The 13,355-nt window shown below is 70.1% G+C and carries 17 protein-coding genes; 6 read left to right on the top strand and 11 right to left on the bottom strand.

Annotation, left to right across the window (positions count from 1 at the left end; genetic code table 11):
- Nucleotides 1-18: 18 nt before the first annotated feature.
- Nucleotides 19-915 carry a DNA-3-methyladenine glycosylase family protein gene (locus tag AJAP_RS34085; protein ID WP_038519179.1) on the top strand — a complete coding sequence of 299 codons (897 nt, stop codon included), beginning with the start codon at nucleotides 19-21 and terminating at the stop codon, nucleotides 913-915.
- A gap of 1 nt (nucleotide 916) precedes the next feature.
- Here the strand turns inward: AJAP_RS34085 and AJAP_RS34080 are convergent, their stop codons facing one another.
- From AJAP_RS34080 to AJAP_RS34050, 7 genes are read right to left on the bottom strand one after another with little or no spacing between them, the layout of a single operon-like run.
- A complete protein-coding gene (locus AJAP_RS34080; RefSeq protein ID WP_038519177.1) occupies nucleotides 917-1,108 on the bottom strand; it encodes a hypothetical protein in 192 nt (63 codons plus the stop codon).
- A gap of 9 nt (nucleotides 1,109-1,117) precedes the next feature.
- Nucleotides 1,118-1,468, bottom strand: a complete 351-nt coding sequence (locus AJAP_RS34075; protein ID WP_037332219.1) for a GntR family transcriptional regulator — start codon at nucleotides 1,466-1,468, stop codon at nucleotides 1,118-1,120.
- Between the two features lie 21 nt (nucleotides 1,469-1,489).
- Nucleotides 1,490-2,119 carry a hypothetical protein gene (locus AJAP_RS34070; protein WP_228694712.1) on the bottom strand — a complete coding sequence of 210 codons (630 nt, stop codon included), beginning with the start codon at nucleotides 2,117-2,119 and terminating at the stop codon, nucleotides 1,490-1,492.
- A 30-nt stretch (nucleotides 2,120-2,149) separates the two neighbouring features.
- The gene (locus tag AJAP_RS34065) at nucleotides 2,150-2,695 is read right to left on the bottom strand and encodes an NUDIX hydrolase (protein ID WP_038519171.1); all 546 of its coding nucleotides are present in this window, start codon (nucleotides 2,693-2,695) and stop codon (nucleotides 2,150-2,152) included.
- Nucleotides 2,692-4,029, bottom strand: coding sequence for a coenzyme F420-0:L-glutamate ligase (locus AJAP_RS34060; RefSeq protein ID WP_038519168.1), 1,338 nt, complete (start codon nucleotides 4,027-4,029; stop codon nucleotides 2,692-2,694). Before AJAP_RS34060 ends, AJAP_RS34065 begins: the two co-directional genes overlap by 4 nt.
- Nucleotides 4,022-5,020 (bottom strand): 2-phospho-L-lactate transferase, encoded by a 999-nt coding sequence (gene cofD / locus AJAP_RS34055; RefSeq protein WP_038519166.1) that lies wholly within the window; start codon nucleotides 5,018-5,020, stop codon nucleotides 4,022-4,024. The genes AJAP_RS34060 and cofD overlap by 8 nt, the downstream gene beginning before the upstream one ends.
- A complete protein-coding gene (locus AJAP_RS34050) occupies nucleotides 5,017-5,751 on the bottom strand; it encodes a GNAT family N-acetyltransferase (protein WP_038519163.1) in 735 nt (244 codons plus the stop codon). The genes cofD and AJAP_RS34050 overlap by 4 nt, the downstream gene beginning before the upstream one ends.
- A gap of 53 nt (nucleotides 5,752-5,804) precedes the next feature.
- On the opposite strand from AJAP_RS34050, the gene AJAP_RS34045 reads away from it, so the two are divergent.
- From AJAP_RS34045 to dapC, 3 genes are all read left to right on the top strand, one after another.
- On the top strand, nucleotides 5,805-6,005 hold the full coding sequence (locus AJAP_RS34045; protein WP_038519160.1) for a hypothetical protein: 201 nt from the start codon (nucleotides 5,805-5,807) through the stop codon (nucleotides 6,003-6,005).
- Between the two features lie 111 nt (nucleotides 6,006-6,116).
- Nucleotides 6,117-6,437 (top strand): ferredoxin, encoded by a 321-nt coding sequence (gene fdxA / locus AJAP_RS34040; protein WP_016331413.1) that lies wholly within the window; start codon nucleotides 6,117-6,119, stop codon nucleotides 6,435-6,437.
- Nucleotides 6,434-7,525, top strand: a complete 1,092-nt coding sequence (dapC, locus tag AJAP_RS34035; protein ID WP_038519157.1) for a succinyldiaminopimelate transaminase — start codon at nucleotides 6,434-6,436, stop codon at nucleotides 7,523-7,525. Before fdxA ends, dapC begins: the two co-directional genes overlap by 4 nt.
- Before the next feature lie 76 nt (nucleotides 7,526-7,601).
- Here the strand turns inward: dapC and AJAP_RS34030 are convergent, their stop codons facing one another.
- Nucleotides 7,602-8,210, bottom strand: coding sequence for a TetR/AcrR family transcriptional regulator (locus tag AJAP_RS34030; protein WP_038519154.1), 609 nt, complete (start codon nucleotides 8,208-8,210; stop codon nucleotides 7,602-7,604).
- A gap of 81 nt (nucleotides 8,211-8,291) precedes the next feature.
- Here AJAP_RS34030 and AJAP_RS34025 point away from each other — a divergent pair, with 81 nt between their 5' ends.
- Complete coding sequence (locus AJAP_RS34025; RefSeq protein ID WP_038519152.1) at nucleotides 8,292-9,695, top strand: FAD-dependent monooxygenase; 1,404 nt, start codon at nucleotides 8,292-8,294, stop codon at nucleotides 9,693-9,695.
- Here AJAP_RS34025 and AJAP_RS34020 read toward each other — a convergent pair.
- The 3 genes from AJAP_RS34020 to AJAP_RS34010 all read right to left on the bottom strand — a co-directional run bounded on the left by AJAP_RS34020 (nucleotide 9,671) and on the right by AJAP_RS34010 (nucleotide 12,170).
- Nucleotides 9,671-10,642: a CHAD domain-containing protein gene (locus tag AJAP_RS34020; protein ID WP_038519149.1), complete on the bottom strand. Its 972-nt coding sequence runs from the start codon at nucleotides 10,640-10,642 to the stop codon at nucleotides 9,671-9,673. The genes AJAP_RS34025 and AJAP_RS34020 overlap by 25 nt on opposite strands.
- Before the next feature lie 117 nt (nucleotides 10,643-10,759).
- Nucleotides 10,760-11,746, bottom strand: a complete 987-nt coding sequence (dapD, locus tag AJAP_RS34015) for a 2,3,4,5-tetrahydropyridine-2,6-dicarboxylate N-succinyltransferase (protein WP_038519147.1) — start codon at nucleotides 11,744-11,746, stop codon at nucleotides 10,760-10,762.
- A 28-nt stretch (nucleotides 11,747-11,774) separates the two neighbouring features.
- Complete coding sequence (locus tag AJAP_RS34010) at nucleotides 11,775-12,170, bottom strand: hypothetical protein (protein ID WP_051972676.1); 396 nt, start codon at nucleotides 12,168-12,170, stop codon at nucleotides 11,775-11,777.
- 42 nt (nucleotides 12,171-12,212) lie between these two features.
- On the opposite strand from AJAP_RS34010, the gene dapE reads away from it, so the two are divergent.
- Entirely contained in the window at nucleotides 12,213-13,289 is a 1,077-nt protein-coding gene (dapE, locus tag AJAP_RS34005) for a succinyl-diaminopimelate desuccinylase (protein ID WP_038519142.1), read from the top strand.
- The last annotated feature ends 66 nt before the right edge of the window (nucleotides 13,290-13,355 follow it).

Raw genomic sequence — 13,355 nt, 5'->3', positions numbered from 1 at the left:
GCCGGGTAGTTTCCGTGTGTGCGATTCCGTCCTGCCTTCGAGCTGGACCTGGACACGGTTCTGGGCCCGCTGAGCCGTGGGTCGCGTTCGCCCAACGTCGTCCGGACCGAGGCCGGGGTCACCTGGCTGGCCGTGAACACCGCGGACGGCGCGGGCACGCTCGCGCTGCTGCGGCGCGCGGACGGCGAGATCGAGGCGGAGGCCTGGGGGCCCGGCGCGGAAAGGCTGCTCGAAGGAGTCCCGGCGATGCTCGGCGCGCACGACGACGACTCCGGATTCGTCGCGCACCACGACGTCGTCGCGTCGGCTCGGCGCCGGAACCCGGGACTGCGCCTCGGCTCGACCGGCCGGGTGTGGGACGCGCTGGTGCTCGCCGTGCTGGAACAGAAGGTGACCAGTACGGAGGCCCTGCGGTCGTGGGGCGAACTGTGCCGCTGGTTCGGCGAACCGGCGCCAGGACCGGGGCCGTCACGGTTGCGCGTGCCGCCGACGCCCGTCGCCATCCGATCCATTGTGGACTGGAAATGGCATCGCGCCGGGGTGGATCTGAAACGGCGGACGACGCTGATCGCGGCGGCCCGTGTCGCGCCGCGCCTGGAGAAGGCCGTCGAACTGAAGGGTGTCGAAGGCCGGGCCTGGCTGCGGAAGGTGCCCGGCATCGGCGTGTGGACCGCGGCGGAGATCGCGCAGCGCGCCTGGGGAGACCCGGACGCGGTCAGCTTCGGCGACTACAACATCCCGTCGATGGTCGGGCACGCGCTCGTCGGCACGAAACTCGACGACGCCGGGATGTCGGAAGTGCTGGCGCCGTATTCGCCGCAGCGGCAGCGCGTGGTGCGCTACCTCTCGACGGCCGGTTTCCGGCGGCCGAGGTTCGGGCCGAAGATCGAACTCCGCGACTACCGCGCGATGTGACTCAGTTGCCCCAGCCCTGCGGCGGGTAGGGCTGCTGCTGGCTCGGGTACTGCGGCTGCTGCTGCGGGTACTGCTGGTACGGGTACACCGGGGGCTTCGGCTTGTTGAGGGCCTTCACCAGGAAGAAGATCCCGACGCCGACCCCGGCGAGGAACAGGATGAGGACCAGCAGCATCAACACGGAGACTCCCATTCCGCGAGGCTAGCCCAGCGCGGCGTCGACGATCGCCTTGGCCTCGTCGCGGCCGAGCCCCAGCTTCCTGGTCAGCGCGGCGTAGTCGGCGGCGGCCTGCCGCGCCCGCTCCCGGCTCTCGTCACCGACCGCGCTCACGAACGTCCCCGCCCGGCCACGGGTTTCGATGAGGCCGGCTTCTTCGAGTTCGCGGTAGGCCTTGGCGACCGTGTTCGGGGCGATGCCGAGGTCTTCGGCGAGTTTCCGCACGGTCGGCAGCTTCGCCCCGACGGGCAGCGTGCCGTCGTTGATCCGCTCCGCGTATGCGGTGCGGACCTGCTCGAACGGCGGGACCGAAGAGTTCGGGTCGACCCTGACCATGCGGTTTTCTCCCTGCTGGGGTTACTGGCTGGGCGGGACCACCTGGGTCCGGTCGCCGCCGCCACCGGGAACGACCTGGGTGGCGTCACCGGACACCACCTGCGTCCGGTCGGCGTTCACGGGGGAGACCACCTGCGTCCGGTCGGCGGCCGCCTGCTGCTGCGGGGACACGACCTGTGTGCGGTCCGCGTTCGGGTCGATCGGCGGCCCGGCCTGCGGAGGAGGCGGCGGGAAACCGGGCTGAGGCATACCGGGCGCGCCGAACGGGCTGGGCGCCGGGGCGCCGGGCGGCGGCGCGAAACCCGCCGGGGCCGGGGCCGGAGGCGGCGGGAAGCCGGGCGCCTGGCCGAAGCCGGGCTGAGGGGGAGGCGGGAAACCGGGCTGCTGCTGCCAGTTGCCCTGCGGGGCGGGACCACCGGCGGGCGGAGGCGGCGGCGGGAAGCCCGGAGCCGGGCCGCCACCGCCGAAGTTCGGGTTCTGCGGGAAGGTCATCGGCGGCTTCTTCGCCTGGTTGACCTTCACGATGATCACCACGATCACGATGATGACGACGATGATCGCCAGCACCAGCAGAAACCAGCCGAAGCCTTCACCGTCACCGCTGCTGTGGACCCGGACCCGGTCCAGGTATGGCGTCAGCGTCGTCAGCATCATTCCCCCTTAAGAACGTCAGCCGACACCCTAACGGCCGGACGCCGCGGGCACGGCGGCTTCCATCAGTTCGGCGAGATCTTCCGACCCTTTCGGGAGGGAATTCACCGGCCACCAACGAAGATCGTCCGATTCGTCGCTTTGGACCGGTTGCGCCCCGCGGGGTGCGCGCACCACGAAACGCACGTCGAAATGCCGGGTCGGCACGCCGAGCGAGCACGTGATCGGGTGGACGTCGAGATGCACCGGAGCCGGGTCGATCACGAGGTCTTCGATGCCGGATTCTTCGCGTGCCTCACGAAGAGCGGCGTCCGCGAGCGTCGCGTCGCCGGGTTCGCAATGCCCGCCGAGCTGCAGCCAGCGTCCGACCCGCGGATGCAGGGTGAGGAGCACGTTCTCCGCGTCGGCGTCGAGAAGGACGGCCGAGGCGGTGATGTGCCCGGCCGCGCATTCGCGACGGCAGACGTCGTCTCGCGCGGCGAGGAAGCCGAGATAGGCCTGGCGCAAGGATTCCTGGGCCGCGTCCACCGGTCGCCAACCGGACAATGTGGACACGACGTCGTCGTGCAGGGTCACAGCTCGAGAAGTCCTTCACCGGGTTCGACGGGGCCGCGCGCGGGCGGGAGGGCGGCGGGATGGCCGATTGCGACCGCGCCGAGCGGTTCCCAGCGCTCGTCGAGGCCGAGGACGTCGCGCACGATGGCGGACGCGAAGATCGTCGACCCGATCCAGCACGAGCCGAGGTCTTCGGCGGCGAGCGCGACCAGCAGGCCCTGCACGGCCGCTCCACCGGCGACGGTGAACATCGTGTGTTCGCAAGCGTTCCGGCGGTCGTCGCGGTAGGTGTGCGCGCCCTCGGCGACGAGGAACGGCACCACGACCTCGGGCGCGTTGTACAAGATGTCGCCGCGGCTGAGCCGTTTCGCGACCTGCTCGGCGGTGAAGTCGTCGCCTTCGAGATCGGCCTGCCACGACGCCTTCATCGCGTCGAGAAGCTTGCGGCGCAAGCCTTCCTCGCGCAGCCACACGAACCGGACCGGCTTCGTGTGATGCGGCGCGGGCGCCGTCAGCGCCGTCCCGACCGCGCGGCGCAACACTTCGGGATCGACCGGCTCGTCGGTGAACGACCGGATCGAACGCCGCGCGAGCACGGCTTCCCGTCGGCCCTGCGCGATGGATTCGTTGGTACCGAGGCGGAACAGGTCCTCCTCGACCGGCCGGAGCAGGTTCCGGGCGGTCGAGCCGTCGTCGGTGAGCCGAAGGCCGCGCACGACGGCGACCGGCGTCCCGCCGAGCTTGCCCTTCACCAGATCCGCCGCGGCGGCCAATTCGTCGGCGATCGCCACCTCGGTGACGGCGAGTTCGTTGCCCTGGCCGTCGACCTCGCCCGCGTACGAATGCAGCACCCGCAGGCCGGACGCGCCGATCGCGGCGTCGGTCTGCCCGACCCGCCACGCGCGGCCCATCGTGTCGGTGACCACGACCGCGATCTCGACGCCGAGCCGCTCGCGCAGCCCGTTCCGCAGCGCGAGCGCGGACGCGTCCGGATCCGACGGCAGCAGCGCGACCTCACCGGAGGCCACGTTCGACGCGTCCACACCGGACGCCGCCTGCACGATGCCGAGTTTGTTCTCGGTGATCACCGTCCGGTTGATCCGCGCGATCACGCGGACGGACTCCTCCTCGACGAGCTTGCGCCGGGCGGCGTCACGCTCCTCGGGATCGGACGGGACGCGGATCAGCATGCCTTCGGCCTTGGAGACGATCTTGCTCGTCACGACCAGGACGTCGCCCGAACGCAGCCACGGGGCCGCCTCGACGATCGCGCCGGTCAGGTCGTCGCCGGGCCGGAACTCCGGCAGGCCCTCGACCGGGAGGATCTCGATCTTCGCCGAAGCGTGGTCACTCAACGGGAACTCCAGCCAGATCGAAGGCCGCGCGCACCATGGCGGCCGTAGCGTCCACATCGGACATCAGCAGGGGTACGTCGCGGACCGCGACCCCCGGCACGTCGACGGTTTCGCCCTCGGCGACCAGCCAGCCGTCGAGCACACCGTCGGTGGATTCCTTGCGGGAACCGTAATGCCGCCCGACGGCTTCGGCGGAGGTCTCCACGCCGATCGCGCTCAGGCACGCGTCGGCCATACCGCGCAACGCCTTCCCGCCGATGATCGGCGAGACACCGACGACCTTGGCGCGCGTTTTCCGCAGCGCGTCGCGGATTCCCGGGACACCGAGCGTCGTGCCCACGGAGACCACCGGGTTCGACGGCGCGAACAGCACGACGTCGGCGGCCGCGATCGCGTCGAGCACACCCGGCGCCGGCTTGGCCTCGTCGGCGCCGACGGCGATGATCGAATGCGCCTTCGGCTCGGAGCGGTACCGCACCCACCACTCCTGGAAGTGGATCGCCTTGCGCTGGTCCGGATCCTCCGGATCGTCGATCACGACATGCGTTTCGACGCGGTCGTCCGACATCGGCAGCAGGCGCACGCCCGGCTGCCAGCGATCGCACAACGCCTCGGTGACCTGGGACAGCGGATAGCCCGCGCGCAGCATCCGCGAACGGATGAGATGCGTCGCGATGTCCTTGTCACCCAAGCCGAACCAGGTCGGCTCGGCGCCATAGGCGGCGAGCTCCTCCTTGACCGTCCAGGTCTCACCGGCGTGGCCCCAGCCGCGTTCGGTGTCGATCCCCCCGCCGAGGGTGTACATGCAGGTGTCCAGGTCCGGGCAGATGCGCAGACCGTGCATCCACACGTCGTCCCCGGTGTTCACCAGCGCGGTCACCTCGTGCGGCGATTCCGGCGCGGAGCCGGTCGCGGGCAGACCCAGTGCTTGCTTGACCCCCAGCAGGAAGCGGGCCCCGCCCACTCCGCCGACCAAAATGACGACCTTCACGACGGGCGATCCTCGCACGCGCCGGGTCCCGGGGCCCAGTAGCGGTATCTGTGGTGCTCCGTACAGCCCAGGCTTTCGTACAGCTTCAGCGCGCCGGAGTTCGCCATCGCGACCTGCAGGAGCATCCCGGTCGCGCCCTGACCGGCGCCCCAGGCGCCCACGGCGTTCATCAGCCCGCGGGCCAGCCCCCGCCGCCGGAACTCCGGCCGTACCTCCAAACGGGCGATGTGCAGCCACTCGCCGACGACCGCCCCGCGCACCGCGCCGGCCGTGACACCGTCCAGCTCCACGATCCCGAAGCCGACCTTGCCGGTGCCGAGGACGTGGCGCGGCGCCTCCGGCGGGTCGGCGCTGCCCGCCGTCATCTCCCACCATCCGGACGTCGGCTCGTCGAGGATCACCGCTTCCGCCGAGGTCCCGAGTGAGAGCGGCCCGGTGAGCAGGCGAACCTCGTGCGCGGGCTTGTGTTCCACATGGTGGACCCAGCCGGAGGCGGCGAGGTCGTCTTCGAGAGACGTGTTCTGGATCACCTGAACGACCGCGGGGATGGCATGATCGTGGGCGAAGTCACAGACCGCCCGCAGGGCGTCTGGCAGCGGTTTTCCCGGGTCACCGATCGCCAGGGCACTGTTGGCCCGGGCGGTGAACCCGTCCGCCCAGCGGAGCCTCCAGTCGCCGATCCGGCTCTCCAGCAGGGGAGTCCAAGCGCGGCTACAGGTGAGCTCGAGCATTTCCGCACTGTTCACGGTTAGATTGTGCCAAGGAAGGCAGTGGAGGGACCCCGATGAGCATCGCGCGCAAGGACGACAGGCACAACGAAGACCTGGTTCGCGAGATCTCCGACGGCTTCAACCGGGCGTTGGGCGCGGAAAAGGCCGTCGAGCAGGACGAGAAGGACTCAGCAGTGGCGAAGCCCGCCGCGCCGCAGTTCCGCATCACCGGGGACAGCAGGGCCACTCCGCCGCCGCGCCGGAAGGACCGCTGAAAGCCCATACCCGGGGTAGGCGATAAGGGTGGCCTAAGCGGGCCGGTAGCGCCCGTGGGCGCGTAATGTCCGTTGCAGACTGGTGAAGCAGAGATAAAGCAGGAGTACGCAGTGACCTACGTGATCGCCGAGCCCTGCGTCGACGTGCTCGACAAGGCGTGTATCGACGAGTGCCCCGTGGATTGCATCTACGAGGGTGACCGCATGCTGTACATCCACCCGGACGAATGTGTCGACTGCGGTGCCTGCGAGCCGGTCTGCCCCGTCGAGGCGATCTACTACGAGGACGACGTCCCCGACGAGTGGAACGACTACACCAAGGCCAACGTCGACTTCTTCGACGAACTCGGCTCGCCCGGTGGCGCCTCCAAGGTCGGCAAGACCAGTCACGACCCCGCCTTCATCAAGGCTCTTCCCCCGCAGGGCGAATGAGCCGGGTCGCTCTTCCCGATTTCCCCTGGGATTCCCTCGCCGAAGCCAAGGCGAAGGCCCAGGCACATCCCGGCGGCATCGTCGACCTGTCGATCGGCACGCCGGTGGACCCGGTCCCCGAGAGCATCCGCGCGGCGCTCGCGTCCGTGTCGGAGATCCCGGGGTACCCGACCACGCACGGGATCCCCGAGCTCAGGGCCGCCGCGATCGAAGCGCTTTCGCGGCGGCACGGCATCTCGGGTGTTCCCGAGGCCGCCGTGCTGCCGACGATCGGCTCGAAGGAGCTGGTCGCTTCGCTGCCGCGGCAACTGGGCTTCGGCCCCGGTGATCTCGTCGTCATCCCCGAGGTGGCGTACCCGACCTACGAGGTCGGCGTGCTGCTGGCGGGTGCTTCGCTGCTGCGCGCGGACAGCACGTTCGCGCTCGGCCCGCAGCGGCCGTCGATGCTGTGGCTGAACTCGCCGTCCAACCCGACCGGGCGTGTGCTCGGTGTCGACCACCTGCGCAAGGTCGTCGACTGGGCGCGGGAACGCGGCGTCGTCGTGGTGTCCGACGAGTGTTATCTGGCGCTGGGCTGGGAAAGCGAGCCCGTGTCGATCCTGCACCCGGACGTGCACGGCGGCTCCCTCGACGGTCTGCTGGCCGTCCATTCGCTGTCGAAGTCCGCGAACCTCGCGAGCTATCGCGCCGGATTCGTCACCGGTGACCCGAAGCTCGTCGCCGGCCTGCTGGAGATCCGCAAGCATTCCGGGCTGATCGTGCCGCGGCCGGTGCAGGAGGCCATGGTCGCCGCGCTGAAGGACGACGAAGCGCTTGCCGTGCAACGGGAACGCTACGCGCGCCGTCGGCTGGTGCTGCGGAAGGCGTTGCTGGACAGCGGTTTCGAGATCTCACACTCCGAGGCGGGACTGTATCTCTGGTCCACGCGCGGCGAATCCGCGCTCGACACGGTCGACTGGCTCGCCGGCCGCGGGATCCTCGCCGCGCCGGGCACGTTCTACGGGCCGACCGGCGGGAACCACGTCCGGATCGCCTTGACGGCGACGGACGAGCGGATCGACGCGGCCGTGGAGCGGCTCACCGCCTGATTTCGGCGCGTTTCGTGCGCCCCATCGCGTGCCATGAAAGGTCCTTTCCTTGCAAATTTCGCAAGGAAAGGACCTTTCATGGCACGTCGCGACCGGTGAAACCCCGGTAGACGAACCGCGTCAGCGCCTCGACGGCCTCTTCTTCGGAGATCGCCGACGGGTCGAGCAGCCACGTGTGCGCGAAACCGTTGACCAGTTCGGCCATCATCGCGAGCGTGACCCGCTCCGACGCCGGAAGCTCCATACCCGCCGCGGTGATGTACCCGAGGTGGTCCAGGAGATCTGCCGCCTGGGCGGCGCCGAAGCGCGCATAGGTGCGTGCGAACTCGTCGCTGACCATCGCGGCTTGGCGTAGCGCGAGCATCGTCGCCGCGTTGTCACGGTGGAAATCCCAGTACGCGCAGACGTGCCAGCGTACGGCCTGCGGGTCGGTGAAGTCGGGGATGTGCTCCGGTGAGGCCGCGTTGACGTCGCTCTCCGCCGCCAGATCCTCGAGAAGCGCTTCGAGCAGTTCTTCCTTGCTCGCGAAGTGGTTGTAGAACGAACCCGCCGCGCGTCCGGCCTCCGCCGTGATGTCGGTGATCTTGGTGTTCAGGTACCCCTTCGCCGCGAAAACGCGCTTCGCCGCCTCCTTCAGCGCGGCCTCGGTCTCCGCCGCCTTCTCCTTGCGGCTCATCGCCGTCATCGGCACCTCCTTGACACGGAAGGCTAGCAACGAGCATAGTGAATTCAGATTCACTGAATCTCAATTCACTGGAGGAGAGAGATGACCGAGGTGCTGATCGCGGGAGCCGGGCCGACCGGGCTCACGCTGGCCATCGACCTCGCGCGCCGCGGCGTCGGCGTGCGGATCGTGGAGAAGGCCGAGACGTTCTTCGAGGGCTCGCGCGGCGACGGCCTGCAGCCGCGCACGCTGGAGGTCTTCGAGGACCTCGGCGTCCTGGACGCGGTGCTGGCCGCCGGACAGCCGCCCGTGGCGATGAAGATCCATCTGGGCGGCGAAGTCGTCGGCGAGCGGTGGATGGCCGAGCTCGCCGAGCCGACGCCGGACGTGCCGTACCCGAACGGCTTTTTCCTCGGCCAGTCGCGGACCGAGGGGATCCTTCGTGAGCGGCTCGCCGAATTCGGCGTCCAGGTCGAGCTCGGCACGCCACTGCTCGGTTTCGAGCAGGACGCCGACGGAGTGACCGCCGAACTGCCGGGCGAGCGCGTCCGGGTCGACTACCTCGTCGGCGCGGACGGGGGGAAGAGTTTCGTGCGCAAGGCGCTCGGGATCGCGTTCGAGGGCACCACCGACGAGTCGGTCCGCATGCTGCTGGGCGACGTCCAGGCCGAGGGGCTCGATCGCGCGTACGGGCACTGGTTCGCCAAGCGCGAGGATCCGATGTCGGGGATCGTGCTCACGCCGCTGCCGGGAGTGCCGCATTTCCAGTTCGGCGCGCCACTGGGCGAGGAGGAGGTCGAGGCGTCGCTCGGCACGTTGCAGTCCCGGCTCGACGAACTGTCCGGCGGCGGGGTCCGGCTGCACGACCTCGCCTGGTCGACGGTGTGGCGGCCCAATATCCGGCTCGCGGAGCGGTTCCGTGACGGTCGCGTGTTCCTCGCCGGCGACGCGGCACACGTCCACCCGCCGACCGGTGGGCAAGGGCTCAACACCGGCGTCCAGGACGCGTACAACCTGGGCTGGAAACTCGCCGACGGTTCACCGGAGCTGCTCGACAGCTACGAGGCCGAGCGTCGCGGGGTCGCCGCGCGGGTGCTGAAGATCAGCGCCGAGATCCTCGAGAAGTACAAGGAAGGCACCGAAGACGCGCACGAGCGCGGCGAGAACACGCGTCAGCTCGACATCGGCTACCGCGGCGGCCCGCTCGCGCCCGCGGCGACCGGCCGGATCCGGCCCGGCGACCGCGCCCCGGACGCGCCGCTGAAGGACGCGAACGGCAAATCCGTCCGGTTGTTCGAGCTGCTGCGCGGCCCGCAGGCGACGCTGCTGGTGTTCGGCGACGGTGCGGCGCCCGAAGGCGCGCGGCGGATCCTGCCGCCGGGCAGCGCACTGACCGATGTGGACTTCGAAGACGTCGGCGGGCACGCTTTCGCGGCGTACGAAGCCGAGAACAGGCGGCAGGTGGAGATCCGCCCGGACGGCTACATCCGCGGGCTCACCGCCTGAGCGGCCGCGTCGACCTCCGCCCAGACGTCGCGCCATACGGCACGGACCTCGGCGCGGCGCAGTAGTTCCTTCTCCGCGACCCGGCCCGCGATGAACGCGACTTCGGCGTCGACGGACGCCACCACGCCACGCATCCGATCCGCGGCGACGCAGGCGTCCTGGTGCTCCCCGAGAACGGTCTGGAAGTTCTTCGTGGCCTTGATCAGCCGCTGAATCCGTTCCGCTTGCTTCTTCTTCGCCGCGGGCTTGGCCATTTCGGCGGCGTAGCGGAGTTTCTTGCCGTAGATGCGAAGCGCGTGAAGGTCGTCATCCGGGGGATCGGCAGGAAGCGCCTTCACGGCCTTCGCGAGCCTTCGATGCGGCTTCGCGAGACCGGCGACAAGATCGGCGGAAGTCTGGGGACTTTCGGCGGCGGCTTCCTCGGTGGCGGGCTGCCGGGCGAGACGGCCGATGTCCTGCAACATCGAGGCGTACCGGGGGCTGGCGAGCGCCCGGGTGAGCCGCCGCTTCGCGACACCGCGTTCGGTGACGAACTTCGAGACCAGACGGCGCGCGGCGGGCTGGTCGCGCACCTCGAATTCGGCGACCACCTCGCGGAGGTGCCCGATCAGGACGTCGTAGTCGCGGACGTCGCCGAGGGACTGGCCGAGCCAGCCGAGTTCGGTGCGCACGGGCTCGGCGTCCGGGCCGACGAGGCGGCCCGAGAGTTTGAGGACGCTCCGCATGCGGCGCAGGGCGACCCGCATCTGGTGGAGGTCTTCGGGGTCGGCACCGGATTTGGTGCCAGGCTCGTGCGCGAGGAGGGCGCGGATCTCGACGTCGAGTTTGACCCGGACGTGGGTGGCCGCCGGATCGCCCGGCCCCGCTTTCGCGGGCCGGTCGCCGAGCCCGAGCGCGGCAGGAGTGGTCGAAGGGACGTTCTTGCGCGGCAGGGTCTCGGCTGTCACAAGATGAATTCTAGGTGAACCGGCAAGGTGGTCCAGGCCGTGAGAGGAGCAAGGGACCTTTGCTACCGCCCTCCGGGGGAGAGTGGTAGCAAAGGTCCCTTGCTCCCTTTTCGCAGGTCAGTTGGCGTGCAGGGCCGCGTTCAGCTCGATGCCGACGCCGGTGCGTGCGACGACCTCGACGGCGCCGGTCCCGGAGTTCCGCCGGAACACCGCGCCCGAGATGCCGGACAGCTCCAGCGCCTTCACGACCTTGCCCTCGAAGGTCACCTTCGTGCCGGCCGTGACGTACAGGCCCGCCTCGACGACCGAGTCGTCGCCGAGCGAGATGCCGACGCCGCCGTTCGCGCCGATCAGGCAGCGCTCGCCGATCGAGATGGTCTCCTTGCCGCCGCCGGACAGCGTGCCCATGATCGATGCGCCACCGCCGACGTCGGAGCCGTCGCCGACCACGACGCCCGCCGAGATCCGGCCTTCGACCATCGAGGCGCCGAGCGTGCCGGCGTTGAAGTTGACGAAGCCCTCGTGCATGACCGTGGTGCCGTTGGCCAGGTGCGCGCCGAGGCGGGCGCGGTCGGCGTCGGCGATGCGGACGCCGGTCGGCACGACGTAGTCCACCATCCGCGGGAACTTGTCCACGCCGTAGACGGTGACGTTGCCGCGCGCCCGCAGCCGCAGCCGGGTCGCCTCGAAGCCCTCGACGGGGCACGGCCCGTGGTTGGTCCACACGACGTTCGCCAGCAGGCCGAAGATGCCGTCGAGGCTCGCGCCGTGCGGCCGGACCAGACGGTGCGACAGCAGGTGGAGCCGCAGGTAGACGTCGTGCGTGTCGCCGGGGGCGTCGGCGAGCCGGGCGATGGTCGTGCGGACCGCGACGACCTCGACACCGCGGTCGGTGTCCGGGCCGAGCTGGGCGGCGGCGGCCTCGCCGAGGGCCTCGGAGGCCTCCTCGGCGGTCAGCCGCACCGTGCCGGCCTTGCCTTCCGCGCCGTCGATCAGCTTGGGCAGCGGGAACCAGGTGTCCAGCACCGTGCCGTCGGTCGTGACGGTGGCCAGTCCGACGCCGGTGGCGCCGGTCGTTTCGGGATCAGGGGTCTGCTCGCTCACGTCCTGAACGGTAACCCAGTGACCCTCGTCAGCCGCCGACGAGGCTCTTCACACTGGTCAGCGCCGCGGCCATGTCGCCGAGCGCCTGGCCGCACGGTCCGCCGGGAGCCGTCACGTCCTGGCAGTTCGCGGCACGGAAGGCGGCGATCGGGCGGTCGAGGACGTCGGCGTGCGACGACAGGTCCGGGCGGCGTTTGCGGATGGTGCCCGCGGCGCTGGAGAGTTCGGTGACGTACTTCTGGCAGCCCTTGGGCGATTCGGTCCCCGGCGCCAGGTAGCACTGGTCGGTCGTCAGCGCTTTGAGTTTGATCGGCAGCACGTCCGGCCCGGTGCTCTGGGTCGGACGGACCTTCACCGGGACTTCCGCCGATCCACAGCCGCTGAGTACCAGGAGGAGGGCGACCAAGATCGTTCGCATGCGCACTCCTTCACGGTAGCCCCGGGCGCCCGGCGGTACGGTGCGGGCATGCCTTCGCTCGATCTGCACGCCGACCCCGTCGACCTCACTGCCGCGCTGGTGGACATCTTCAGCGTCTCGGAGGAGGAGAAGGTCATCGCGGACACCGTGCAGGCCGCGCTCCAGGCGCAGGCACCGCATCTCGAGGTGATCCGCAACGGTGACGCGGTCCTCGCCCGCACGAACCTCGGCCGTCCGTCGCGGGTGCTGCTGGCCGGGCATCTCGACACCGTTCCGGTCAACGAGAACATGCCCGTGCGCCGCGAGGGGACCGGTGACGACGAGATCCTGCACGGGCTGGGCACCGTCGACATGAAGAGCGGCGACGCGGTCTTCCTGCACCTCGCCGCTGCCCTTCGAGAGCCGAAGCACGACGTCACCTTCGTGTTCTACGACTGCGAAGAGATCGAAGCGACGAAGAACGGCCTCGGCCGAATAGAGCGCGAGCTGCCCGAGTGGCTGCGGGCCGACCTCGCGATCCTCGGTGAGCCGTCGAACGGCGGAATCGAGGGCGGCTGCCAGGGCACGATGCGGATCGAGATCCGCGTCGAAGGCGCCCGCGCGCACACGGCGCGCGGCTGGATGGGCGTCAACGCGATCCACGGTCTCGCCGAACCGCTGCGCAGGCTGGCCGAGTACACGCCGCGCGTGGTCGACATCGACGGCCTCACCTACCGCGAAGGGCTCCAGGCCACGAAGATCGGCGGCGGGGTCGCGGGCAACGTCGTGCCGGACGAGGCCGTGCTCACGATCAACCACCGCTTCGCTCCTGACAGGAGCGGCGAGCAGGCCGAAGCGCACCTTCGCGAGCTCTTCGAGGGCTACGACGTCAAGGTTGTCGACTTGTCGCCAGGAGCGTTGCCCGGGCTGAGCGCTCCCGCGGCGGCCGAGCTGGTCGCGGCGGCCGGCGGTAAGGCGGTCGCGAAGCTGGGTTGGACCGACGTCGCGCGCTTCGCGGCTCTCGGGATCCCTGCGGTCAACTTCGGGCCCGGCGACCCGACGCTCGCGCACACCCGCCAGGAGAACGTGCGAGCGGGCGAGATCCGGCAGGTCGCTTCGGTGCTGCGCGCGTTCCTCAGTGTCTGAAGGTGAACCCGCGTCCGCGATCGACGTCGGCAGGGCGCTCGCCGGCAAGGCACGTCACGACAGCGG

The sequence above is a fragment of the Amycolatopsis japonica genome, from assembly GCF_000732925.1.
Lineage (GTDB): Bacteria > Actinomycetota > Actinomycetes > Mycobacteriales > Pseudonocardiaceae > Amycolatopsis > Amycolatopsis japonica.
This window is presented reverse-complemented; position numbering and strand designations above follow the sequence as displayed.

Bases quoted from the DNA above. Each gene is read 5' to 3' on its own strand.
- AJAP_RS34070 (WP_228694712.1), bottom strand. From the start codon at position 2,119: ATGCTGACGACGCTGACGCCATACCTGGACCGGGTCCGGGTCCACAGC.
- AJAP_RS34050 (WP_038519163.1), bottom strand. From the start codon at position 5,751: ATGCTCGAGCTCACCTGTAGCCGCGCTTGGACTCCCCTGCTGGAGAGC.
- dapE (WP_038519142.1), top strand. From the start codon at position 12,213: ATGCCTTCGCTCGATCTGCACGCCGACCCCGTCGACCTCACTGCCGCG.
- AJAP_RS34030 (WP_038519154.1), bottom strand. From the start codon at position 8,210: ATGACGGCGATGAGCCGCAAGGAGAAGGCGGCGGAGACCGAGGCCGCG.
- AJAP_RS34045 (WP_038519160.1), top strand. From the start codon at position 5,805: ATGAGCATCGCGCGCAAGGACGACAGGCACAACGAAGACCTGGTTCGC.
- AJAP_RS34025 (WP_038519152.1), top strand. From the start codon at position 8,292: ATGACCGAGGTGCTGATCGCGGGAGCCGGGCCGACCGGGCTCACGCTG.
- AJAP_RS34080 (WP_038519177.1), bottom strand. From the start codon at position 1,108: ATGGGAGTCTCCGTGTTGATGCTGCTGGTCCTCATCCTGTTCCTCGCC.
- dapC (WP_038519157.1), top strand. From the start codon at position 6,434: ATGAGCCGGGTCGCTCTTCCCGATTTCCCCTGGGATTCCCTCGCCGAA.
- AJAP_RS34075 (WP_037332219.1), bottom strand. From the start codon at position 1,468: ATGGTCAGGGTCGACCCGAACTCTTCGGTCCCGCCGTTCGAGCAGGTC.